Origin of the sequence: Aeromonas sp. Y318-3 (genome assembly GCF_027706185.1) — a bacterium.
In the GTDB taxonomy this organism is placed as follows: Bacteria; Pseudomonadota; Gammaproteobacteria; order Enterobacterales; family Aeromonadaceae; genus Aeromonas; species Aeromonas veronii.
Map to the genome: position 1 here is coordinate 1 of NZ_JAPDCN010000002.1, position 24,488 is coordinate 24,488.

The 24,488-nt window shown below is 53.7% G+C and carries 22 protein-coding genes and 1 pseudogene; 14 read left to right on the forward strand and 9 right to left on the reverse strand.

Annotated features, from left to right (window positions below):
- Nucleotides 1-198: 198 nt before the first annotated feature.
- Nucleotides 199-714, reverse strand: a complete 516-nt coding sequence (locus OKB77_RS02580) for an REP-associated tyrosine transposase (RefSeq protein WP_201951937.1) — start codon at nt 712-714, stop codon at nt 199-201.
- A 597-nt stretch (nt 715-1,311) separates the two neighbouring features.
- Between OKB77_RS02580 and OKB77_RS02585 the strand changes: the two genes are divergently transcribed.
- Nucleotides 1,312-1,689, forward strand: a complete 378-nt coding sequence (locus OKB77_RS02585; protein WP_064341425.1) for a hypothetical protein — start codon at nt 1,312-1,314, stop codon at nt 1,687-1,689.
- A 393-nt stretch (nt 1,690-2,082) separates the two neighbouring features.
- Here OKB77_RS02585 and OKB77_RS02590 read toward each other — a convergent pair whose 3' ends face one another.
- Nucleotides 2,083-3,309: an RNA-guided endonuclease InsQ/TnpB family protein gene (locus OKB77_RS02590; RefSeq protein WP_064341426.1), complete on the reverse strand. Its 1,227-nt coding sequence runs from the start codon at nt 3,307-3,309 to the stop codon at nt 2,083-2,085.
- A gap of 58 nt (nt 3,310-3,367) precedes the next feature.
- Between OKB77_RS02590 and tnpA the strand changes: the two genes are divergently transcribed.
- Together tnpA and OKB77_RS24035 are read left to right on the forward strand one after the other, a co-directional pair.
- A complete protein-coding gene (gene tnpA, locus OKB77_RS02595; protein WP_064341427.1) occupies nt 3,368-3,772 on the forward strand; it encodes an IS200/IS605 family transposase in 405 nt (134 codons plus the stop codon).
- A 53-nt stretch (nt 3,773-3,825) separates the two neighbouring features.
- A pseudogene (locus tag OKB77_RS24035) lies at nt 3,826-3,993 on the forward strand (DUF1349 domain-containing protein); the annotation flags it as partial.
- A gap of 107 nt (nt 3,994-4,100) precedes the next feature.
- Here the strand turns inward: OKB77_RS24035 and rimO are convergent.
- The gene (gene rimO, locus OKB77_RS02600; RefSeq protein WP_201951934.1) at nt 4,101-5,429 is read right to left on the reverse strand and encodes a 30S ribosomal protein S12 methylthiotransferase RimO; all 1,329 of its coding nucleotides are present in this window, start codon (nt 5,427-5,429) and stop codon (nt 4,101-4,103) included.
- Between the two features lie 291 nt (nt 5,430-5,720).
- Here rimO and OKB77_RS02605 point away from each other — a divergent pair, with 291 nt between their 5' ends.
- On the forward strand, nt 5,721-6,845 hold the full coding sequence (locus OKB77_RS02605) for an HD domain-containing phosphohydrolase (RefSeq protein WP_201951929.1): 1,125 nt from the start codon (nt 5,721-5,723) through the stop codon (nt 6,843-6,845).
- 163 nt (nt 6,846-7,008) lie between these two features.
- Here OKB77_RS02605 and OKB77_RS02610 read toward each other — a convergent pair whose 3' ends face one another.
- From OKB77_RS02610 to OKB77_RS02635, 6 genes are all read right to left on the reverse strand, one after another.
- Nucleotides 7,009-7,194, reverse strand: coding sequence for a hypothetical protein (locus OKB77_RS02610; protein ID WP_201951927.1), 186 nt, complete (start codon nt 7,192-7,194; stop codon nt 7,009-7,011).
- Between the two features lie 42 nt (nt 7,195-7,236).
- Complete coding sequence (locus OKB77_RS02615) at nt 7,237-7,809, reverse strand: NifB/NifX family molybdenum-iron cluster-binding protein (RefSeq protein ID WP_201951925.1); 573 nt, start codon at nt 7,807-7,809, stop codon at nt 7,237-7,239.
- Entirely contained in the window at nt 7,806-8,120 is a 315-nt protein-coding gene (locus OKB77_RS02620; protein ID WP_201951922.1) for a DUF134 domain-containing protein, read from the reverse strand. The genes OKB77_RS02615 and OKB77_RS02620 overlap by 4 nt, the downstream gene beginning before the upstream one ends.
- 225 nt (nt 8,121-8,345) lie before the next feature.
- Entirely contained in the window at nt 8,346-9,536 is a 1,191-nt protein-coding gene (locus OKB77_RS02625; RefSeq protein WP_182970694.1) for a dicarboxylate/amino acid:cation symporter, read from the reverse strand.
- A 192-nt stretch (nt 9,537-9,728) separates the two neighbouring features.
- The gene (locus tag OKB77_RS02630; RefSeq protein WP_139436035.1) at nt 9,729-10,280 is read right to left on the reverse strand and encodes a hypothetical protein; all 552 of its coding nucleotides are present in this window, start codon (nt 10,278-10,280) and stop codon (nt 9,729-9,731) included.
- A 105-nt stretch (nt 10,281-10,385) separates the two neighbouring features.
- Nucleotides 10,386-11,024, reverse strand: a complete 639-nt coding sequence (locus OKB77_RS02635) for a TetR family transcriptional regulator (protein ID WP_042657837.1) — start codon at nt 11,022-11,024, stop codon at nt 10,386-10,388.
- 140 nt (nt 11,025-11,164) lie between these two features.
- On the opposite strand from OKB77_RS02635, the gene OKB77_RS02640 reads away from it, so the two are divergent.
- The 10 genes from OKB77_RS02640 to OKB77_RS02685 all read left to right on the forward strand — a co-directional run.
- Nucleotides 11,165-12,358: an efflux RND transporter periplasmic adaptor subunit gene (locus OKB77_RS02640; protein WP_201951919.1), complete on the forward strand. Its 1,194-nt coding sequence runs from the start codon at nt 11,165-11,167 to the stop codon at nt 12,356-12,358.
- Nucleotides 12,359-12,375: 17 nt separating this feature from the next.
- The gene (locus tag OKB77_RS02645; RefSeq protein ID WP_201951917.1) at nt 12,376-15,525 is read left to right on the forward strand and encodes an efflux RND transporter permease subunit; all 3,150 of its coding nucleotides are present in this window, start codon (nt 12,376-12,378) and stop codon (nt 15,523-15,525) included.
- 611 nt (nt 15,526-16,136) lie between these two features.
- Nucleotides 16,137-17,222 (forward strand): dTDP-glucose 4,6-dehydratase, encoded by a 1,086-nt coding sequence (gene rfbB, locus OKB77_RS02650; protein WP_201951914.1) that lies wholly within the window; start codon nt 16,137-16,139, stop codon nt 17,220-17,222.
- Nucleotides 17,222-18,109, forward strand: a complete 888-nt coding sequence (rfbD, locus tag OKB77_RS02655; protein WP_201951912.1) for a dTDP-4-dehydrorhamnose reductase — start codon at nt 17,222-17,224, stop codon at nt 18,107-18,109. Before rfbB ends, rfbD begins: the two co-directional genes overlap by 1 nt.
- 113 nt (nt 18,110-18,222) lie before the next feature.
- Entirely contained in the window at nt 18,223-19,101 is an 879-nt protein-coding gene (gene rfbA / locus OKB77_RS02660; protein WP_201951908.1) for a glucose-1-phosphate thymidylyltransferase RfbA, read from the forward strand.
- Nucleotides 19,102-19,163: 62 nt separating this feature from the next.
- Nucleotides 19,164-19,712 (forward strand): dTDP-4-dehydrorhamnose 3,5-epimerase, encoded by a 549-nt coding sequence (gene rfbC, locus OKB77_RS02665; protein WP_201951905.1) that lies wholly within the window; start codon nt 19,164-19,166, stop codon nt 19,710-19,712.
- Between the two features lie 169 nt (nt 19,713-19,881).
- On the forward strand, nt 19,882-20,835 hold the full coding sequence (locus tag OKB77_RS02670; protein ID WP_201951902.1) for a glycosyltransferase family 2 protein: 954 nt from the start codon (nt 19,882-19,884) through the stop codon (nt 20,833-20,835).
- Nucleotides 20,836-20,914: 79 nt separating this feature from the next.
- Nucleotides 20,915-21,733 carry an ABC transporter permease gene (locus OKB77_RS02675; RefSeq protein ID WP_171268812.1) on the forward strand — a complete coding sequence of 273 codons (819 nt, stop codon included), beginning with the start codon at nt 20,915-20,917 and terminating at the stop codon, nt 21,731-21,733.
- Nucleotides 21,723-23,108 (forward strand): ABC transporter ATP-binding protein, encoded by a 1,386-nt coding sequence (locus OKB77_RS02680; protein WP_201951897.1) that lies wholly within the window; start codon nt 21,723-21,725, stop codon nt 23,106-23,108. Before OKB77_RS02675 ends, OKB77_RS02680 begins: the two co-directional genes overlap by 11 nt.
- Before the next feature lie 149 nt (nt 23,109-23,257).
- Nucleotides 23,258-24,488: sulfotransferase family 2 domain-containing protein (locus OKB77_RS02685; RefSeq protein WP_270816861.1), on the forward strand; the 1,231-nt coding region annotated here is incomplete at its 3' end.

Genomic DNA, 24,488 nt, shown 5'->3' on the forward strand with positions numbered 1-24,488 from the left:
GTTTTTGGAGTGATGGGCATTTCAAATGCGGACAAAGAGTTCGTGGTGAAGGTGCGATCCACTTGTTCGCACCTTCCCTAGATTTGATTTTGGTTATCGATTCTATATGGTCAAAAATGATCTTATTTGGGAAATCATATCTCCCGTTTGTTGGGCCTCGCGGCGCTCAGCGCCAACCTACAACATATCCCAAGTCGATTATTCCCGACGCGAGTCACTATCAATGGCCCAATCTGGCGTTATCCATCCTGCGGCGATATGGCGATGAATGGAGGAGTAAGGCCAATCGACAGGTTTGGCACAATAACCATGTTTGACCGGATTGAAATGGATGTAATCGACATGGGCTTGCAGATCCTTGTCATCCCGGATCAGATGCTCCCAATAACGGCGTTGCCTGATACCGCGTTCCCGTTTTCTGAGTCGGCTCTCCCGTATCCGCTCTGTTTTGGCGAGACTTCGTGAAAAGCCGGCCTTGATTAGAGACCAGCGCATGGGATAGTTACTGTCACCCGGCGGTAGTTGCCATATGGCATGGAGATGATCCGGCATCACCACCATGGCAATAATCTCGAAGGGGTGTTGCTGTTTGACGTGGCGGAGCACTTCGCGCAGCAGGTCGATATGACGTACCAGTAGATCCTGCTTTCGGTCAGCCAGGTTGACGGTGAAGAACCAACATGCCCCACTGGTTGTTGCTCGGCGATAGCGCATGGTTCTCCTTTCCGGAAATATCCAGTCTGTTCGGTTGCACCGAATGGCCACCAACTGGCCGAGGGCTCGCGTGTTGGGCTTCGCTACGCTCAGCGCCAACCTACGCAATGCATCAATCACTGTGCAAAACCCACGCTACCGCCCGTGGATTACAGCTTCCAATATGCTCCATTAACCAGCGGGGCAGCAGCCCATCACTGATGAATAGGCACCGGATGGCTATGTTAAGCCAGTCGAATCTGGTCGTGCCAGTCAAAAAATGACGTAAGTGTCAGTAATGACTGGTTTTTTGCGCTGGCTCAACAAATCGCTCTGACCGGGAACCGGATTCCCATGGCCCTTGATTTTATTGGAGTTGGCGGGCGTGGCGGGAAAGTTGGGGGCAGACTTGCCGTCGGGGAAGGGTTGGCTGGGGACCATCCCGCTCAGCCAATCGGCGCTATAGTGCGGGCGATGGTTGCCCTTTGCTCCGCTCCCAAGCTGGCGAGGCGGGGGATCTGCGGCAACAATCAGATGTTGCAATCACAGCCATTTGCAACACATCGTCATGCAAATATGACCATGCAAACACATCACCAGATAGAGAGGAGATCACCCATGAAGCGTACCATCCTGTTCGGCCTGCTCTGCGGCAGCGTGCTGCTGGCCAATCCGGTCTTTGCCAACGACGCAGCCCAGTTGCAGTGCGAGGCGCAGGCCGCAGCCAAAAAGCTTAACGGCGCCGCCAAGACCAGCTTTGTCGGCAAGTGCGTGAAAGATGCCACTGGCGCCGCGAGCGGTGAGTGCGAGAAGGCGGCCGCCGACAAGAAGCTGGCCGGTGTGGCCAAGAACAGCTTTATCCAGAAGTGCGTGAAGACGGGCGCGGCGGTGGATCCGGCGGCCAAGTGCGAGAAGGCGGCAGCCGACAAGAAGCTGGCTGGCGCGGCCAAGAACAGCTTTGTCCAGAAGTGCGTGAAGGATAGCGCCGCCAAGTAAGGCATTTTCTCATCCGGTGTGTTTGCGGGGGGCCATCAGGCCCCCCGCGCTTTTTGGGACGCACTGATGGCGCAACGCACAAGCCTTGTATCGGGGCAGCAATAGCGACACTATTGACTCCTTTTATGGGTTCCGCAGAGGCGCAGCCATGACCTGTCGTGACCGGGCGAGGCGTTGGCTAGCCCCATTTGTGCGGGATTACGCGGGATAAAAGGGAGCAAAGCAGGATGATGGAAGGGATGGAATGGCGCTGGCTCAATGAGCCCGCCGAATGGCACCAGACAGATGACGGTTTGCTGGTGGTAACGGACTAGCAGACCGATTTTTGGCGCAGCACCTGGTTTGACATCCTCCCCCACCTTCGCGCTTCGCGTCTCAGGAGGGGGATTCCCATTACTGGGTGATAGCTGCTCTCGCAGTACCGGGTTCCTGCTTCATCGGGCGGCCTGTTTGCACCGCTCCTCCACAGGCTAAAACGGCGTGTCCCGCCGCTAAAATATTGCGAGCGCCGTTCACATCGGCGTTCGCCTCATAACCACACGCAACGCATTTAAACTGGCTTTGCGTCAGGCGGTTATCCTTCGCAGCGTGCCCACAACAGGCGCATTGCTGGCTGGTGTAGGCCGGATTAATCACCAGCACCTGACCGCCTCGCCATGCCTGCTTGTATTCGAGCTGGCGGCGTAGCTCAAACCAGCCCTGATCCAATATCGAACGATTCAGCCCTGATTTTGCCCGGACGTTGCGCCCCGGCTGGCTTGTCGTGCCCGCTGCTGATTTTGACATGTTGGAAACCTTCAAATCCTCAATAACAATCATCGCGTGGTTTTTGCTGATTGTCGTGGTGACCTTGTGAAGGTAATCGCGGCGGGTATTGGAGATATGTGAGTGCAGCCGCTGGATCTTGGCTTTTTGCTTCTTCCAGTTACTGCTGAACTTTACTTTTTTGCTCAACTGGCGTTGGAGCCTTGCCAGCTTGGCCTGATTGGTTTTGAAGCTGTTGACGGGCTCAAACACCGTACCATCTGACAGGGTTGCGAGCTTGGCGATACCCGCATCCAGCCCGACCATTGAGCCGGACGGGTGAACTGGCTCGGGGTGCTCCTGCTCGACCTGAAAGGAGATATACCAGTGCCCGGCGGCTTGGCTGACAGTGGCGTTTTTAATCTTCCCTTCAACTAGCTGGGACTGGCGGAACTTGACCCAAGCCAGCCCGGCTGGCAGCTTCACTCGCCCTTTTTCAAGGCGGCAATACTTGTCGAAGTTGACAAATCTGATTGAGTCTCTGTTGTCGCTTTTCTTCTTGAAAACAGGAGCCTTGGCGGCGAGTTTCTTATCAAAACAGCGCATCCACGCGCCGTGCAAATCCTTGAGTTTCTGCTGGAGGTTGTCGGTGTATGCCTCAACCAGAAAGGCCATTTCCGGGTCTTTCTTCCAACTGGTGAGCATCCGGTTCAGCTCAAAAGCAGAAGGCAGTTTTTCGCCAGCATCAAGAAGGCGTTTGGTTTCTGCCAGCCCGTGATTCCAGACATAACGAGCACATCCGCCCAACTGGCGCAGGCGTTGTGCTTGTTGTTCAGTCGGATCAAGTCGGAATTTGTAGGCTTTAAGAATTTGCATTCAATACTCAGTATGTAGCAATATTTCTTCGCATCATTACACCGAACAGAGTCATTGAATGCAAGTCATAAACATCAATAAGTCACGCTATGCCGCTTATCTCCTCCATGTTCACTTGGTGTTTGTGACCAAGTATCGAAAAAAGATATTGGGCGATTTACACCTTGCCGCATTCAATCAGTATGCCACTGTGGTTTGTAACGACTTTGGCGCGGAACTGAAAGAGTGTGACGGAGAGGCTGATCATGTTCACATGCTGATAGAGTACGGCCCAACAGTACAGCTATCGGTACTGGTGAACTCGTTGAAGGCAGTCACATCAAGGCGACTGCGCAATGAATTCCTGGACTTAAGAGGTGCTTACAGTAAGCCCGAGCTCTGGTCACGCTCCTACTTTGCTGGCTCTTGCGGCGGTGCGCCGTTGGAGGTGATCAAGCAATACATTCAAAACCAGCGGGGCTGACGCCCCGGCGAAATTCCCCTCCCACCTACGTCGGAGGGAGTCCCCTTTCGCATTCAGATGGCAAGGTGTGGCCGCTGCTGCGCCTCGCCCCGTTTCCGCCAGGCTAAAGTTGCTTTATCGGGGTGATGTGCTGCACGCCGGAGCGGCAGGGGCTGGCGGTGCGTTTCTCTGACTTGCGCCTCACTGCGCCCCTTGGCAAGGCGCTGCACGACCTCGGCTAGCAGTTTATCGCCGGTAGTTGTTAAACAAAAAGCGCCATCAGGCGCTTTTTGTTTAGTTGCGTTGAACGCTATCGGCTCAACGCGCGGCGTGTGTACCCATGGCAGGGTTAGCCAATCAGGCTGGCCCACAGGTCATATTCGTCGGATTCGTCGATCCGCACCTTGACCATGTCCCCCGGCTTGAGGCCGGTTTCGCCGTTGAGGTAGACCAGACCGTCGATTTCCGGTGCATCGGCAAAAGAGCGGCCAGTGGCGCCCTCTTCGTCCACCTCGTCGATGATGACGGTCATCTCCTGACCCACTTTGCGAGCCAGCTTGCGGATGGAGACCTGCTGTTGCAGCTCCATAAAGCGCTGGAAGCGCTCTTCCTGAATCTCTTCCGGTACCGGATCCGGCAGCTCGTTGGCCAGCGCCCCTTCGACCGGGCTGTATTTGAAGCAGCCGACCCGATCCAGCTCCGCCTTGTCGATAAAGTCCAGCAGCATCTGGAAGTCTTCCTCGGTCTCGCCCGGGAAGCCGACGATAAAGGTGGAACGCAGGGTGATCTGCGGGCAGATCTCGCGCCACTTCTGGATCCGCTCCAGGGTGCGCTCGACGGTACCCGGGCGCTTCATCAGTTTGAGGATGCGCGGGCTGGCGTGCTGCAAGGGAATATCGAGGTAGGGCAGTACCTTGCCATCGCGCATCAGCGGGATGACGTCATCCACGTGCGGGTAGGGGTAGACGTAGTGCAGACGTACCCAGATGTCGAGCTTGGCCAGCTCTTCGCACAGGGCGACCATGCTGGTCTTGACCGGCATGCCGTCGTAGAAACCGGTGCGGTGCTTCACATCGACGCCGTAGGCGGAGGTGTCCTGGGAGATCACCAGCAGCTCCTTCACGCCCGCCTCTTTCAGGCGCTTGGCTTCGGCCAGCACGTCGCCGATGGGGCGGCTCACCAGATCCCCGCGCATGGAGGGGATGATGCAGAAGGTGCAGCGGTGGTTGCACCCTTCGGAAATCTTCAGATAGGCGTAGTGGCGCGGGGTCAGCTTGACGCCGTGGGCCGGAACCAGACTGGTGAAGGGGTTGTGCTGCGGCTTCTCCACATATTTGTGGACGTGACCCAGCACCTCTTCATAGGCGTGGGGACCGGTGATCTCGAGCACCTTGGGGTGGATCTCGCGGATCTGATTCTCTTTGGCGCCAAGGCAGCCGGTGACGATCACCTTGCCGTTCTCGGCCAGCGCTTCGCCGATCGCTTCCAGCGACTCTTGCACCGCGCTGTCGATAAAGCCGCAGGTGTTGACGACGACCAGCTCGGCATCGTCATAGCTGGGCACCACATCGTACCCTTCGGTACGCAGCTGGGTCAGGATGCGTTCTGAATCGACCAGGTTTTTGGGGCAACCCAAGGAGACGAATCCTACTTTGGGGGCCTGTTTTGTGTTGGACATCGCTCAATCACTCTTAGGTGGCTCTTATTCAAGGGCGCGGATTTTACCGGAATGGTTAACCAAAAACTATACAGCCAGCATGGCAGAACCGAACAATATCTCCGGGCAGGCAGGATTGGGTCGCACCAATGGCCGGAAATGACGCACCCTCGATAGGGCTATTGCCCCTGTCGCGGGGCCTGTTACGGGGATCCCGCTTTGTTGGCTTTCCTGTCATTTTCGGCTCAATGGCAGGGAGGGTTGCAACGGGAGTCACTATACTCCCACCACGGGGATACTGTGGAGAAGGCGATGGAAAGTTCATTTGGCGAAAGAATGCAGAGCGTGCATGCCACGCTGCGCGAGCGTTTTGACAAGCTGAGCCGGGTGGCCATCGCGATTTATGATCCCCATACCGATCAGCTCAAGACCTTCGCTCACAGCACCGAGGGGCACTCGCCGCTGGTGCAGTATGAGGTGAAGTTGAGCGATGTCCCCTCCCTGCGCTATCTGGCGGAGCACAAGCAGCCCCGGGTGCTTGGCAATCTCGACGCTCTGCGTGGCTCGGCATCGGAGCACAGCCGCAAGCTGCTGGAGGCGGGCTATGCCTCCAGCTATACCGAGCCGCTGCTGTTCAACAGCAAGCTGTTTGGTTTTCTGTTCTGCGATGCGATGGAGCCGGGCTATTTCAACGAGCCGATCCGAAGCGAGCTGTCGGCCTATGCCCAGGTGCTGTCGGCCATCATTGCGGTGGAGTTTTTCTCCATCCAGACCCTTGGCGGCGCGCTGACCACGGCGCGGGAGTTCAGCCGTTATCGGGATGAGGAGACCGCCAACCACCTGCACCGGATGTCGGCCTACTCCAGGCTGATCGCCAGGACACTGGCACCGAGTTGCGGGTTGAGCGATGAGGAGGTGGAGTTTATCTATCTCTTCTCGGAGCTGCACGACATCGGCAAGATCGCGGTGCCGGATGCCATTTTGCTCAAGCCGGGCAAGTTGGTGCCGGAAGAGTTTGAGGTGATGAAGAGCCACCCCGGCAAGGGGCAGGAGATGATCAACCTGATGATCAACGAGTTTGGTCTCGATGGCATTCATCACACCGATATGCTGACCAATATTATTGCCTATCATCACGAGCGCTTCGACGGCACCGGTTATCCGCAAGGATTGGTGGGGGAGGCCATTCCGCTGGCGGCGCGCATCGTAACGGTGGCCGATGTGTTTGATGCCCTGACCAGCGAGCGCCCTTACAAGCAGGCCTGGCCATTCGAGACGGCGTTTGCCTATCTGGAGGAGCATGCCGGCAGCCAGTTTGATCCCGCCTGTGTTGCCGCGGCCCTGCACAACAAGGCCGAGTTTTATGCCATCTATCAGCAGTATCAGGATCCGGCCAGTTCGGCGGGAAAGGCGGCCAGCGGTGCCGAGCCGGGTTGAGCGCGCGTGGTGAGCGCGTCTGGCAACGCGGCGGTTCAAGCATGACGAGGAACAACAAGAGAGGGGGCACCGGCAGGTGCCCCCTCTCTTTTATGCGCCTTTCTATTCCATGCGCCTTCTTTTTGCCGAACTTGTATCTGCGGTTATGGCGGCCGTGGCCAGGTTACTTTTTGGGCGTCGGCTCGCTGATTTGATAGAGGTGATCCGAGCAGGCGCTGGAGCAGCCACAGGGGCGCACCTCTTTATCCTCCCGCTTCTGGGCAAGCTGGTATTGGCGCCACCAGATGATGGTGCCCATGGCCAGGATCAGCACGAACGAGGCAAGCAGGCTCAACAACCAGATGGACATGATCTCTTCTCCTTAGTGGTGATGACATGCACTGCGATGGCATCAGTGATGATGGCAGCAACCGCCCTGTTGGCCTGCGCCCTCACTGCCGTGACAACAAGTATGGTCTTGCTGTGGGCTATCTGCCGGATTGCCACCACTGGCGCAACAGTGACCTGAGCTGCTGTTGCAACCACCATGACAATGAGCATGACTCTGGCCAGCGCCAACAGGCTGGATGGCACGGATCGCCGACTTGCTTTGATGACGGCGAGACGGGCGGCCCTGACTGGCCTCGGTGAGAGGTTGCAGATTGGCAGGGGCCAGCAGCGCGGGTAGCGGCAGGCGGGTAGAGCGGCACTGCAGTACCCGGATATTGGCTGCCAGCAGGCGGCCCAGCATCCGCTCGCCGATATTGCGCACCACCACCTGACCCACCTGATGATGGGCGAGGGCGTCGAGCAGCCCCTGCTTGCCGTGGCAGCCTTCGGCTGCGGCCGGGTTGGCCAGGGTGGCGATGACGCTCCCTTCGGGGCTGAGGATCTGCAACTGCTCGGCACGGGTAAAGTGGCCGGCCAGCAGGCCCTGACTCAGCATCAGAGCGCTGTTACAGGGGATGTTTGTGACAGCATTCATTTCGGATCTTCTCCACTGGTTTGGTGGTTAGGCTCGGCGGGTTGCATCATCAATGCCTTGCCCAGACTCAGACACTCCACCACCTTGTAGCGCCCTTTTTTCAGGATATTGGCCAGGGTCTGACGGGAGACGCCCATCACTAGGGCGGCCTCCTGCTGCTGCATTCCTTGAAGGTCGACGAGACGCAATGCCTCGAACTCGTCAGGGGCCAGGGTGACCTGCTCCAGCTGATGCATGGGGCGGCCGTTGGGTTTGAAGCAGCTGTTGGCGGGGTGGCCACAGATCTGGCGGGCAATCTTGGGTCTTGGCATGGTGGCTCCTAATTGGCATACGCCATTTATACGCTCATATGTGGCATATGCCAATAATTTGTCTGGTGCAGCGGGTCGCGCGAGTGCTGTTTACGGCTGAGAGGAGTAAAGATAAAGACAGAGACGAACAGGGAAGAGGAGAAAAGGTGGCAGAAACGACGCAGGCCCGAACATGGTTCGGGCCTGCGTTTTTTGCAGCGGATGGCGGTTGCCTTCCCGGCGAGCTTACGCTTGTTCGGCCTCGGCCACAGGGGATGCACTTGCTGTGCTCTCGCTGCCGTTGGCGAAGCGATCCGCCCACAGGGCAATCACGCCGTCACCGGTGACGTTGCAGGCGGTGCCGAAGCTGTCCTGTGCCAGATAGAGGGCGATCATCAGGGCGATGGAGGCTTCACCGAAGCCGAGCATGGAGGTGAGCAGACCCAGCGCCGACATCACGCCACCACCCGGCGCGCCCGGGGCGGCGATCATGATTACTCCCAGCATCATGATGAAGGGGAGCATGGTCTCGATACCCGGAATGGCCAGATGCTCGGAGAGGAACATTACCGCGGTGGCGCAGGTGACCAGCGTAATGGTGGAGCCACAGAGGTGAATGGTGGCGCACAGCGGCACGGTGAAGTTGGCGATGCCGTCGCTCACCCCGTTGTTCTTGCTCGATTGCAGGGCGACCGGAATGGTGGCGGCGCTCGACATGGTCCCCAGCGCGGTGAAGTAGGCGGGCAGCATGTTCTTGATGAGCTGGGCCGGTGAGCGGCCAAGGGCCAGACCGGTGCCGATAAACAGCACGGAGAGCCAGATCCAGTGCATCAGGATCGCCATCACCAGCACCACGCCGAAGGTTTTCAGGGTGGCGAACACGGTGCCTTCTACCGTCATCTCGACAAAGACCCCGGCGATATAGAACGGCAGCAGCGGGATGATTACCTTGGCCAGCAGGCGGTCGATGATGTCACGGCCCTGATCGGCGACTCGGCGCAGATCGGTGGCCTGGGTCGCGCTGATGCCGATGCCGAACACAAAGGCGGCAGCCAGTGCCGACATCACGCCAAACAGCGGCGGGATCTCCAGATTGACGTAGGAGGCGAGCTTGATGGCCGTGGCCGTGGTGGGTTCGGCGGCGGTGGTGAGCTGCGGGATCAGGTGGCTCGCCACGGTAAAGGCGAACAGCCCCGCCAGAATGGTGGAGCAGTAGGAGAGGGCCACGGTTTTGCCCAGCAGCTTGCCGGAGTTTTTCGGCAGGCTGGCGATGCCGCTCATGATAAAGAACAGAATGATTAGCGGAATGGTGAAGGTGATCAGCTGACCTATCACTGTCTTGGCCGTAAACAGCACGCGCGCCACCCACTCAGGGGCGTAGAGACCGAGCAAGAGACCGGCAAGGATGCCAGCAATGAGTTTCAGGACAAGTTTCATAAGGAAATCCGGAGTTGGTTGTATTGTCTGTTTTGTTATTAAATTTTGATGTTAATCACGCTTTTTAACACGTAAGCCGTGTTATGTCTGCCTTTTATGCGTTAACGCCGAGTTAAATATTGTCGAAAGCCAAGATCGCCGACTAGCTGTCGGCTTGGCGCTGAACTGGAAAATCCGTGATGAATTAGCCCGTTAGGTGGCCTGATGATCGCCATGCAGCAACATGACGTACTGGGTGGCGTTTTGACTTGAGGAATCTGACGTACTGGCTGATACGGCTTCCATCGGCGCCAGTTGCAGCGCTATCCCGGATGTGGTGACCAGTTGTTGTAGCTGAGCGTGACTTATCTTGCCGCTTGGCGGCAGGGGGAAGCAGATCGGAGCACCCGCTTTGAGCAGGGTCGCCAGCTGTTGCAACTGGGGAACAAGGGTGGCCACGTCGCTATCAAGCGGGCGGCTCAGCCAGATGCCATCGTAAGGGAGCACCGAGTGCATCTTCGCCAGCGGGCAGACCCGCACTGCTTGTCCGGATTGCTGCGAGGCAACTTTGGCGTCAGCCAGCACTGCTTCGCAGGCGGTGACCACATACCCTTCTGCACGCAGCCAGCAGAGATCCTCCCCCGTACCGCACTGACCATTGAGCAGGTGAGCACCGGGTTTAAGGCGCACCAAAAAGGCAGCCCGAGCGCGGGCATGCTGGTCGTTCAATGGCCGGGAAGCGGGGATGGTGTCAGAGTGTGGCACAGGGGTTACCTCAAGCAGGGAGCGCACAGGGTAACAAATCGGGGCCTGACTGCCAAAACGCGCGGTCAGGCCCCGATTTGGATGTGAGGACGTTGCCGGAGCCGGTTAGCGGCCGCAGGCAGGCCCGTGGGGCTGGGCCAGCATGGTGAACATGCTCTCTATCAGGAAGCCGGACTCACTCTGCAGGTCTATCCGCCCCGGAAAGTGGAGCCAGTTGATGATGTAGCCATCCAGAGTGCAGTGGAGCAGGGTGGCGGCGCGCTGCAGGTTGAGGTTGGCGGGCAGCTGGCCCCGCCGTACCGCGTTGGCCAGGGTGGTTTCCAGGTCCCGAAAGAAGTTGGCGGACTGGCTGCGGATATGCTCGCGCAATGAGATGGCTTCCCCCTCCAGCGATTCGAGATTGAACAGGATGGTGAACATCTGCCGCTGGGCCGGATTGTGAATGAAGCTGTGGAGCACCCCTTCGAAGAAGAGGCGCAGTTGCCCCAGCGGATCCGGCTCATCTGGATTGAGGCAGGCATCGAGCTGGTGGGCAAGGGGGCTGCAGAGCTCCTGCCAGAGCGAAATGAAGAGTTCATCCTTGTTCTTGAAGTGCCAATAGATGGCCCCGCGGGTCAGGTCTGCCGCTCTGGCGATGTCGGTCAGGCTGGTCTTGGCCAGGCCCTGAGAGCAGAACAGATCCAGCGCCGTGCTCATGATGTGGCAGCGGGTTTGCTGCGCCTCTTCTTTGGTTCGTCTGGCCATCGAAATTTGTGCCTCATGCAAGCAAAAAGTCACTTACATACATTTATGAATGTATGTATATTGCCTCATCTTTCGACTATTTACCAACAGGGCCCATGCGGCCCTGATTGTTCATTGACTGGCAAAGGCTCAGGTGTTTCATGCATAAACATATTCTTGCTCGTTCAGTTGGTCTTGCCTTGCTGGCTACAGGCTTGCTGGCAGGTTGTGGTGACAAGGGGGGCGCACCCCAGGGACAGGGCGGCATGCCCCCCGCGGCGGTCAACGTGGTGACCCTGCAGAGCGGTCCGCTGATGTTGACTACCGAATTGACCGGCCGCAGCGCCCCGCTGCGGGTGGCCGAAGTGCGTCCGCAGGTGAGCGGCATCATCCTCAAGCGCCTCTTTACCGAGGGAAGCGATGTGAAGGCGGGCGATCTGCTCTATCAGATCGACCCGGCTGTCTATCAGGCGGCGGTTGCCAGCGCCAAGGCCAATTTGGCCAAGGCCGAGGCCAACGAGCAGAGTGCCCGCCTCAAAGCCCAGCGCTATCAGGAGCTGCTCAAGGTCAAATCCATCAGCCGTCAGGACTATGACGACGCCGACGCCCGCTGGAAGCAGGCCAAGGCAGAGATCATGGCGAGCAAGGCGGCCCTGCGCACTGCCGAGATCAATCTGGGTTACACCCGCATCACAGCCCCCATCAGTGGCCGCATCGGTAAATCCGCGGTGACCGAGGGAGCACTGGTGACTGCCCAGCAGGCTGATAGCCTGACCGCCATTCAGCAGCTCGATCCCATGTATGTGGATGTGCGTCAGTCCACCGCCGATCTGCTGCGCCTCAAGCGACTGGTCGCCGAGGGCAAGCTGACCCAGGACGAGCAGAAGGGGGCCAAGGTGACCTTCCAGCTGGAAGATGGCTCCACTTATGGCGAAGAGGGCTCTCTGCAGTTCTCCGATGTGACCGTGGATGAGACCTCCGGCATGGTGACCCTGCGGGTGATTGTGCCCAACCCTCATCAGCTGCTGCTGCCCGGCATGTTTATGCGCGCCACCCTGCAAGAGGGAGAACGGGCGCAAGGACTGCTGGTGCCGCAAACTGCCGTGACTCGCACCCCCAATGGCGGCGCCACCGTGATGGTGGTAACCGCTGACAACAAGGTGGAGCTGCGCAACGTGCAGCTGAGCCGGGTCGTCGGCAGCAACTGGGTGGTGGAGTCAGGGCTCACCTCCGGCGAGCGGGTGATCGTGGCTGGCTTGCAGAAAGTACGACCGGGCGCCGTGGTCAATCCCGCCGAGCAGGGTGCTGATGCACCGTCTGCTCAAGCCGCGTCCAGCACCCCGGCCAACAAGTAGGATGGAGTAATCGCCTCATGGCTCGATTTTTTATAGACAGACCCATTTTTGCCTGGGTGATCGCGCTGGTGATCATGCTGGCGGGCAGCCTGGCCATCATCAAATTGCCGGTCGCCCAGTATCCGAGCATTGCGCCGCCCGCTGTCGGTATTTCTGCCAGCTATCCGGGCGCATCTGCCAAAACGGTGGAAGACTCGGTAACTCAGATCATCGAACAGAACATGACCGGGCTGGATCACCTGCTCTACATGTCCTCTCAGTCTGACTCCGCGGGGCGGGTGTCGGTGACCCTCACCTTCCAGCCGGGGACCGATCCCGATATCGCCCAGGTTCAGGTGCAGAACAAGCTGCAGCAAGCGATGTCGCTGCTGCCGCAAGAGGTTCAGCAGCAGGGGATTCGGGTACAGAAGACCTCCAGCAGCTTCCTGATGGTCGCAGCCTTCATCTCCAGCGATGGCAGCATGAACAACGACGACCTGGCGGACTATGTGGTCTCCAACATCAAGGAGCCCCTGAGCCGTCTGGACGGAGTAGGAGACATCACCTTGTTCGGCAGCCAGTACTCCATGCGGGTCTGGCTCGATCCCAACAAACTCAACCGGGTGCAGATGACTCCGGGGGATGTGCAGGCGGCCATCAAGGCGCAGAACGCCCAGGTGGCCTTCGGCAAGCTGGGTGGTACCCCGTCGGTGGAAGATCAGCAGTTCACCGCCACCATCATGGGCCAGACCCGTCTCTCTACCGTGGAACAGTTCAACGACATCCTGCTGCGGGTGAATCAGGATGGCTCCAAGGTACGGCTGAAAGATGTGGCCCGGGTCGAGTTGGCAGGCGAAAGCTATGACGCCGATGCGCTCTACAACGGCCAGTCTACCGCCGCGGTTGCCATCAAGCTGGCGACCGGTGCCAACGCGCTGGATACCGCCGAGAAGGTGCGTGCCAAGCTCAATGAGCTCTCGGATTATTTCCCGGCCAATATGGAGATCGTCTACCCCTACGACACTACGCCGTTTGTGAAGATCTCCATCGAGGAGGTGGTGCAGACCCTGATCGAGGCGGTCTTCCTGGTGTTCTGCGTCATGTATCTGTTCCTGCAGAATTTCCGCGCCACCCTGATCCCGACCATTGCGGTGCCTGTGGTGCTGCTCGGTACCTTCGGGGTGATGGCGGCGTTCGGCTTCTCCATCAACACCCTCACCATGTTCGGTATGGTGCTGGCCATCGGCCTGCTGGTGGATGACGCCATCGTGGTGGTGGAGAACGTGGAGCGTCTGATGAGTGAGGAGGATCTCTCCCCGCTGGAAGCGACCCGCAAGTCGATGACCCAGATCACCGGCGCGCTGGTGGGGATCGCGTTGGTGCTCTCCGCCGTGTTCGTGCCGATGGCCTTTTTCGGCGGCTCGACTGGCGCCATCTATCGCCAGTTCTCGCTGACCATCGTCTCGGCCATGGTGCTGTCGGTGCTGGTGGCGTTGATCCTGACGCCGGCGCTTTGTGCCACCCTGCTCAAGCCGATGAAACATGGCGAGTTTGGTGCCAAGCGCGGCTTCTTTGGCTGGTTCAACCGCGCCTTTGATGCCGGTACCAACCGCTATCAGAGCGGCGTGCGCAAGGTGATCAAGCAGGGCGTGCGCTACAGCCTGATCTACGGTGCCATGCTGGCGGTACTGGCAGTGCTCTTTATGCGGATGCCCACCTCCTTCCTGCCGGAAGAGGATCAGGGGGTTATCATGTCCATGGTGCAACTGCCGGTGGGGGCGACCAAGCAGCGCACCGAGGTGGTGCTGGCGGACATGCGCGACTACTTCCTGAAAAACGAGAAGGATAATGTCGATTCTGTGCTGACCGTATCCGGCTTCAGCTTCGCCGGTAGTGGCCAGAACGCGGGTATGGCCTTTATCAAGCTCAAGGACTGGAGCGAGCGCAAGAGCCCGGATCGCAGCGCCAATGCCATTATCGGTCGTGCCATGGGCTATCTGTTCAGCATCAAGGAGGCGCAAGTGTTCGCCTTCAACCTGCCTCCGATCCCGGAGCTGGGGACGGCGACCGGTTTTGACTTCTTCCTGCAGGATCGCGGCGGTATCGGTCACGACAAGCTGATGGCGGCACGCAACCAGCTGCTCGGCATGGCGGCGCAGGATCCCAATCTGGTGCGGGTGCGTCCGAACGGGATGGAAGATACGCCGCAGCTCGATATCAAGATCGACTACGAGAAGGCACTGGCGCAGGGGCTCTCCATCGCGGATATCAACAACACCCTGGCCACTGCCTGGGGCTCGTCCTACGTCAATGATTTCGTCGACCGTGGCCGGATCAAGAAGGTCTATATGCAGGCGGATGCCCCCTTCCGGATGAACCCGGAAGATCTGAAACTCTGGTATGTGCGCAACAGTGCCGGTCAGATGGTGCCCTTTTCCGCCTTTGCCAGCACCGAGTGGAGCTTCGGTTCGCCCCGTCTGGAGCGCTATAACGGTGTGCCGGCGATGGAGATCGTCGGTGAGGCGGCGCCCGGCAAGAGTACCGGTGATGCGATGGCTGCCATCGAGCAAATGGTGAAACAATTACCGGAAGGGGTGGGTATCGAGTGGACCGGGCTCTCCTTCCAGGAGCGTCAGGCCGGTTCACAGGCACCTGCGCTCTACGCCATCTCCTTGCTGGTGGTGTTCCTCTGTCTAGCGGCCCTCTACGAGAGCTGGAGCATTCCGTTCTCGGTGATGCTGGTAGTACCGCTCGGGGTTCTGGGGGCCATTGTGGCTGCTACCCTGCGCGGGCTGGAGAACGACGTCTACTTCCAAGTTGGTCTGCTCACCACCATCGGCTTGTCGGCAAAAAACGCGATTTTGATCGTGGAATTTGCCAAAGAGCTCTACGACAAGGGGATGAGCTTGGGTGAGGCGGTGGTGGAGGCGGCACGCCTGCGTCTGCGTCCGATCCTGATGACCTCGCTCGCCTTTATCCTCGGGGTATTGCCGCTGGTGATCAGCTCCGGCGCCGGTGCCAGCAGCCGTAACGCCATCGGTACCGGCGTGATGGGGGGGATGATCAGTGCCACCGTGCTGGCCATCTTCTTCGTGCCGCTCTTCTTCGTGCTGGTGATGCGTTACTTCACCAGCCACCAGAGCAAAGAGGCGCGCATGGCTGCAGCAGTTGAGTCAAAAGGTGACTGAGCAAAAGCGTGTCCATCTGTTCTGAGCGACAGATCACAATTTGACAAATAAGTCAGTTGAAGCTGACTATAAAATGGGGCAACACGAGCGGTTGCTCCATTTTTTCGCCTGAAAAACGGTAACTTGGCTGTGATCTGTTCGATTTTGAAAGGTGATTCGGATGAGTTCATCAAGTGCTTGTGGTTCTCCATCGAATCTTGATCAAAACCCTTGATGAAGGCACTTTTTGGTGTGCAGGTTTATAAAAAACGAGATAGAATCTGTCCCTTATCGGGCTGGTAGGCTATGTGTCGTTTGGTTTGGTACCCCTCTTTTTGGCTATAAAAAACGAGCGGGTAACACTGTTATCGACCATCAAAACATAAAAATGCTGGAGGACACGATGACCAACAGCAAACAAAATTCGGTTAAAAGCAGCAAACTGGGGGCTGTAACCCAGGGGCGGTAGCCATGATGTTTGCCTGTCATCAATGTAACTTTTGCTTTGTTTAATAAAATGCCAGCTCTCGGATGTTGAGTGAATTTTAGACATTGCTTCAGCTCTTCAGCGTTTTACTCCATTTCAGTCCGCACCTATCACATATCAACTCTTCGCAAGAGATAACATATCTATGAAAATTCTCGTTACCGGTGGCGCAGGCTTTATCGGCTCTGCTGTTGTACGCCATATCATCCGTGATACCCAAGATTCCGTTATCAATCTCGATAAACTCACCTATGCTGGCAATCTGGAATCCCTGGCCGATGTCTCGTCCAGCGATCGTTATACCTTCGAACAAGTAGATATCTGCAACCGTTCCGAGCTGGATCGGGTTTTTGCCCAGCATCAGCCGAATGCGGTGATGCATCTGGCTGCCGAAAGCCATGTTGACCGCTCCATCACAGGGCCGGCTGACTTTATCGAGACCAATATCGTTGGCACCTATATGTTGCTGGAAGCGGCTCGCGCCTACTGGAACGGCCTGGATGAGGTGCGCAAGGCGGCCTTCCGCTTCCACCATATCTCCACCGATGAGGTGTATGGCGATCTGCCTCATCCGGATGAAGTGGCTGCCGGTGAACCATTGCCGCTCTTTATCGAGACCACCCCCTATGCCCCCAGCAGCCCATATTCTGCCTCCAAGGCATCCAGTGACCATCTGGTGCGCGCCTGGCGCCGTACTTACGGTCTGCCGACCATCGTCACCAACTGCTCCAACAACTACGGCCCTTATCATTTCCCCGAGAAGCTGATCCCGCTGGTGATCCTTAACGCGTTGGATGGCAAGCCGCTGCCGGTCTATGGCAAGGGTGACCAAATTCGTGACTGGCTTTATGTAGAAGATCACGCGCGCGCGCTCTACAAGGTGGTGACTACCGGCTTGGTCGGAGAGACCTACAATATCGGCGGTCATAACGAGAAACAGAATCTGGAGGTGGTACACACTATCTGCGATTTGCTGGACGAGATGGTGCCCAAAGCGGGCTCTTACCGCGATCAAATCACCTATGTGGCGGATCGCCCTGGCCACGACCGTCGTTATGCCATCGACGCCAGCAAGATGAGCAGTGAGCTTGCTTGGCAACCGCAAGAAACGTTCGAGTCGGGCATTCGCAAAACCGTGCAGTGGTATCTGGATAACCAGCAGTGGGTGAGTAACGTCAAGAGCGGTGCCTACCAATCCTGGATTGAGCAGAATTACGGGGAGCGTGCCTGATGCATATCCTGCTGTTTGGCAAAAACGGCCAGGTAGGCTGGGAGCTGCAGCGTGCACTGGCCCCGCTCGGGCGCATCACTGCCGTTGATTTTGACTCCACCGATTATTGTGGCGATTTCAGCAAACCGGCAGGGGTGGCCGATACGGTACGTCTGGTCAAGCCGGACGTGATTGTCAACGCCGCGGCCCATACCGCAGTCGACAAGGCGGAGAGCGAGCGGGAGTTTGCCGAGCTGCTCAACGCGACCAGTGTAGCGGCGATCGCCAAAGAAGCGGAAGCATTGGGTGCCTGGTTGGTGCATTACTCCACCGACTATGTGTTCGATGGTAGCGGCGAGCGTCCGTGGGTGGAAACCGATGCAACTGCACCGCTCAACGTCTACGGTGAAACCAAGCTGGCGGGTGAGCAAGGTGCGTCCCTCTGCTCCCGTCATCTGATCTTCCGTACCAGCTGGGTCTATGCCGCCCGCGGCGCCAACTTTGCCAAGACCATGCTGCGCTTTGGCAAAGAGCGTAGCGAGATGTCAGTGATCAATGACCAGTTCGGCGCACCGACTGGCGCCGAGTTGCTGGCCGATTGCACCGCCCATGCGATCCGTGTTGCGCAGAGTAAACCCGAGGTCGCCGGGCTGTACCATCTGATTGCCTCCGGTACCACCACCTGGTTTGACTACGCCCAGCTGGTGTTTGCCAAAGCCAGAGAGGCTGGCGTTGAACTGGCGGTGACACAACTGAATGCAGTGCCGACCAGTGCCTTCCCGACCCCGGCCAAACGCCCTCATAACTCCCGCCTTGATACCGGTAAATTCCAGCGCACCTTCGATCTGGTGCTGCCTGACTGGATGGTCGGGGTAGAGCGTATGTTGACCGAGATCCTCGGCAAATAAATCACTGGTCAGGGGGGGAGTGACTGCCTCCCTGGCTGGCAGGGATAAAACATAAAAGGCATGGCCACAAGCCACCCTTTTCTTTTGCAATTTAAAAATAAGAAACAAGCATCATGACCAAACGTAAAGGCATTATTCTGGCCGGTGGCTCAGGCACCCGTCTCTATCCTGTGACCATGGCGGTGAGCAAGCAGCTGCTGCCCATCTATGACAAGCCGATGATCTACTATCCGCTCAGCACCCTGATGCTGGCCGGGATTCGCGATATTTTGATCATCAGCACGCCGCAAGATACCCCCCGTTTTGAGCAACTGCTGGGTGATGGCAGCCAGTGGGGCCTGAACTTGCAATACAAGGTCCAACCAAGTCCGGACGGGTTGGCACAAGCCTTTATTCTGGGTGAAGAGTTTATCGGATCAGACCCCTGTGCACTGGTACTCGGCGACAACATCTTCTACGGCCATGACCTGCAGAAGCAGCTGGAAGCCGCAGCGGCCAAAGAGAGTGGCGCAACCGTCTTTGCCTACCATGTGCATGACCCCGAGCGTTATGGGGTGGTTGAATTTGATAAAGAGGGTACCGCTATCTCTCTGGAGGAGAAGCCACTGGAGCCCAAGAGCAACTATGCGGTGACCGGACTCTATTTCTACGACAACAGCGTGGTGGAGATCGCCAAGAGCCTGAAGCCATCGCCCCGAGGTGAGCTGGAAATTACCGATGTGAACCGTATTTACCTGGAGCAAGGCAATCTGTCGGTGGCCATGATGGGCCGTGGTTATGCTTGGCTGGATACTGGCACCCATGAAAGCCTGATTGAAGCGAGCAACTTTATTCAGACCATCGAGACGCGTCAGGGGTTGAAAGTGGCCTGCCCGGAAGAGATTGCCTATCGCCAGAAATTCATTACTGCCGAGCAGGTGCGTGAACTTGCTGCGCCATTGGCAAAGAATGCGTATGGCCAATATTTGTTAAGAATGGTTGCCAAAGTCTGATGTGATATAGGGGGAGGGTATATGCTCCCCCTATAAAGATTGAATTTAATGTGGATAGACAGATGAATGTAATCAAGACAGCAATTCCTGACGTGCTTATTTTTGAGCCAAAAGTCTTTGGTGATGAGCGTGGATTTTTCTTTGAGAGCTTCAATCACAAGTTGTTTGAAGAGGCGGTAGGATATCCGGTAACTTTTGTGCAGGATAATCACTCCAAATCGTCAAAAGGGGTATTGCGCGGTTTGCACTATCAATTGCCGCCCCATGCCCAGGGTAAGCTGGTGCGTTGTGTAGCGGGTGAGGTATTTGATGTAGCGGTAGATATCCGAAAAAACTCACCAACTTTTGGGCAGTGGGTTGGCGTTCACTTGTCAGGTGAAAACAAGCGGCAATTGTGGATCCCGGAAGGGTTTGCTCATGGATTTGTGACGTTAACGGATACAGCTGAATTTCTTTACAAAACAACAAGCTACTACGAGCCGTCTGCAGAAAGAAGTATACTTTGGAACGATGTTCGTTTAGCCATTGCTTGGCCTATAACCTCTCCTGGTCCCCTCTTATCCTCAAAAGATATGCTATCTAGAACTTTTGATGTAGCTGAGTTATTTTGAACATATTTATGCGTTTGGTTGGCATTGATAATGCAGCAGTTTTAGATATCAATGATCAGATGGTGAACTATGTCAGTGCCAAATTCGTATTTTTTAATAGCATATCGAATAGTCAGACTGCTGAGCATTGTTGCCACTAATGTAGTGATATTCATAGGGTTATTAATCCATGCAATCAAATAATATGTTCAAAGAAAATGAGAACCCTCATGTTTTAATATTAATATGTACTTGTAATGGTGAAAAATTTCTTGAAGAACAATTAATTTCATTTGAGGAGCAAACCTATGTTAATTGGGCTGTCATTGCTTCCGATGATGGTTCAACAGATAATACCAGAAATATTTTAGAAAAATTTAAACATAAATGGAGAGAAAACCAGCTTACTATTGTTGAAGGACCGAGGCAAGGTGTAACGAAAAATTTTATGTCGTTGATATGCAATAAGGCATTCGAAGCAGATTATTATGCTTTTTCAGATCAAGATGATATTTGGATTCCATCCAAGCTGGAGAGAGCATTGAATTGGCTACAAAAGATTAAAAGTAACATACCAGCTTTATATTGCTCGAGCACATTGTTAGTCAATGAAAACAATAATGAAATAGGTCTTTCCACAATAAATAAGAAAGCCCCGAGTTTTTCTAATGCGCTTATGCAAAATATCGCAAGTGGAAATACGATGGTTTTAAATAAGACGACAATAGATTTATTGTGCCAAACCGGCCAAAATATATCTATAGTTATTCATGACTGGTGGGCATATTTAGTCGTGACTGGCTGTGGAGGAATAGTATTTTACGACTCTACGCCTACTGTTCGCTATCGCCAACATACAGCCAATCTCATTGGTAGTGATGACTCTTTGCGCGCCAGAATTATTCGAATGAAAAAGCACTTTCAAGGACGTCTAAAATCTTGGAATGAGATTCATATCAATGCTCTGGCAAATATAGAACCAAGTCTTACTGATGAAAACAAAAAGCGATTGGCTGACTTTTCTAAAATAAGAGAATATGGCCTACTGTCTCGTTTACTTTATGTTAAACGCAGCGGTATTTATCGCCAGACATTTGCTGGAAATATAAGTTTGCTTGGCGCCGTACTTTTAAAGAAGTTATGAAGAATAGTTATTGTATTCGATAGGGTCAAGATAATGAGATATATAATCAAGAATTTACAAGTACGGAGCCGTAATTTTAATGCGTAATTTTCCTGCAACACCAATTGAAACAATAGCCTGCATATGGCGTAACCGATCTCTAATTAGTGCCTCGGCAAAAAGGGAGGTGTTGGGGCGTTACCGCGGCTCAACGATGGGGCTGTTTTGGTCATTTCTAAACCCTCTCTTTATGTTGACGATATACACTTTTGTATTTAGCGAAGTGTTCAAGGCTCGTTGGGGTACGGTAAATGAATCAAAGGCAGAGTTTGCACTTATTCTATTTGCTGGGCTGATTATTTTTAATTTGTTCGCTGAGTGTATTAATCGTGCGCCCGGATTGATACTAGGAAATCCTAACTATGTAAAAAAAGTTGTTTTTCCACTGGAAATACTACCTTTTGTCAATCTTTGCTCCGCCATCTATCATGCCGCTTTGAGTCTTTTAGTTTGGTTTGTTGCATATGTCATATTGATAGGTATTCCTCATTGGACAGCTCTGCTACTACCGTTAGTGATTATACCCTTTATCTTCTTTATTATGGGGCTTAGTTGGATTCTTGCATCATTGGGGGTATTTTTACGTGATGTTTCACAATTCATTGGTCTCATCACTACTGCTTTGATGTTTATGAGCCCAATTTTTTATCCTATGAGTGCTATACCAGAACAATATCGAGATTTTCTTCTTCTTAATCCGTTAACCCAAGTCATCGAGAGTGCCCGTGATGTTCTTTACTGGGGAGAATTACCAGATCCTGCTTTATTACTATCATATTGGTTAGTTGCAATGTTCTTTGCTTGGGTTGGCTTTGCTTGGTTCCAAAAAACTAGAAAAGGATTTGCGGATGTTCTCTGATATTGCAATTAAAGTCGAAAATCTTAGTAAGTGTTATGAAGTGTACGATACACCTCGTGACCGCTTAAAACAGTTTATTTTTCCCCGAATGCAAAGTGTGGTGAGAATTGTCGAGCGCCAAAATTATTTTAGAGAGTTTTGGGCCCTTAGAAATGTAAATTTCGAAGTAAAAAAAGGGGAAACAGTTGGTATAATTGGTTGTAATGGTAGTGGAAAATCAACGCTATTACAGATGATTTGTGGTACGTTGAATCCAACTTCGGGTAGCATTAATACCAAAGGGCGTATTGCCGCACTATTGGAGCTTGGTTCAGGTTTTAATCCGGAATTTACCGGCAGAGAAAATGTATATCTTAATGGCGCAGTATTAGGTTTGAGCAATAAAGAGATAGATGAGCGTTTTGATGATATTGCTGATTTTGCCGACATCGGTGAGTTTATTGAAAGGCCAGTAAAAACTTACTCCAGTGGGATGACTGTTCGTTTGGCATTTGCTGTTCAGGCCATGGTTGATCCGGATATACTCGTTGTCGATGAGGCTCTTGCTGTCGGCGACGAAAAATTTCAAAGAAAGTGTTTTGCTAGACTTGAGGAGCTCAAAAGTAAGGGGTCGTCAATACTCTTTGTATCACATTCGTCTGCCAGCATAGTTGAACTGTGCGATAGGACGCTTCTACTTGATCATGGTAACCAGCTCGTGTTTGGCGATTCACCCTCTGTTGTGCGTATTTATCAGAAGATACTTTATGCTTCAATTGATAGTCGAGAGCGTTTTATTTGCGAACTTCTTAGCGATGAGTTCTCAAGTCATAATCAAGAAGTTAATATCGAAGAAAAAAAAGAATGCTCAAATATAACCATCAAAACAGAAGCTAAAAAAAATAAACTTAACGATGCCTATGACCCAGGGCTAATACCTGAGACAACAACAATTTATCCTAGTCAAGGCGCAATAATTAATGAGGTAAGAATCATTAATAATAACAATGAAGTTGTCAATATATTACAGTCGAGCAATACGTACGACTTTATTGTTTCAGGTCATTTTCTAAAAGATTTCTCAGGTATCTACTTTGGTATACATATCAAGTCAGTTTCCGGGATAGAAATTACTGGGCAACGTTTCCCACAAGAAGGGCTCTATCTGGAGAATGTTAGGGCTGGTCAGGATTTTGAAATGAAATTTACATTTCGTATGGATTTGTTACCTGGCGTATATTTTTCAGGTGGTGGTATTTGGTCGAGTACAGAGCCTCATTGTGCACATCGTATTGTTGATGCAATCATGTTTAGGGTAAACCCTGGAGAAGCAATCCATTCTTTTGGTTATGTGGATTTGCGTGAAGCGGAACCTGCTGTAAAAATCAATGGTTGATTTGTAATTATCATTGAACTTCCTACGTAGATGCAGTTTTCAGATATAACTTTTATACTTTTTATGCAAATCATACTTGAGCTTTGAAATATGGCCATGTAGTTGTATAAGTAGCTAATACTTTTCCAGATATGTAATAGGGTGCTTCTGTGAATATTGATGATTGGTCTGAACAAGACAAAATAAAACTTGGTAATTATCTCCAGTGGAGCAGTTATCGCTCCGAGCGTCATAAACTTTTATATGTAGCGACTCCCAAAGTTGCATGTACAACTATAAAATGGTGGTTTGCTGCCTTGGAAGGTTATTCTGATGATTTAAGGCAGCTAACGGATAGTGCCGAGAGTGATCCTGAACTTATTATTCATGATTCTCACAGAGTTGCTCCCAATGTAACCGGGATAAATTTTCAGGATTTAAAAAATTGCCTTGAGTCGGATTCCTTTTTCCGATTTGCAGTAGTCCGAAATCCATATAAAAGAATATTTTCAGCATGGCAGTCTAAGATTTTAGTACGAGAGCCATTACAAGCGAATAGATATATCGGCACTGATTTTTATCACCATCCTATTGCAAGCGCATCTGATATAACCAATGCATTCGAACAATTTTTGGAACATGTTGCATTAAATGAAGCTCTGTCCTATTGGGATCAACACTGGACTCCTCAGGTTGATTTACTTAGACCTGACCTCATTAACTATTCATGCCTGACAAGAATAGAGGAGTGTGAAGAACTAACATTGCAGCTTCGTGAGCATCTTGGGGTATATATTCCGAGCCCATTTCAAAATCGTCGTTCTAACGAAAGTATAATTCCTTATATGCCCGAGTTTGTTTCTGAACGTAGTGCAGAATTGATAAGGACATTGTATTCTCAAGATTTTGACCTTCTTGGATATGACAAGCAACCACCGATAGTGAAAAACTCATTTTCTACGGAAGCATGTGATACAGCAATCAAAGCTATTAAATTCATTCGAGCTCGCCATCAGCGGCTTGATGATTGTAACAAGAAAATATCTGGACTTAATAGCATAGTGAGTGAGTCAAATAATTTTATTATTGGACTCACTCATGATTTGAAAGAGCGTGATGGAGAGATTGCCGGGCTAAAACATGCGATATCAGAACGTGATGGAGCGATTGTTGGGCTGACTCAAGCGATCGTAGAGCGTGATGGAGAGATTACTGGGCTAAATCAAGCCATAGCAGAGCGTGATGGAGAGATTACTGGGCTAAATCAAACCATCGTAGAGCGTGATGGAGAGATTACTGGGCTAAATCAATCCATCGTAGAGCGCGATGGAGAGATTGCTGGGCTAAATCAAGCCATCGTAGAGCGTGATGGAGAGATTACTGGGCTAAATCAAGCCATCG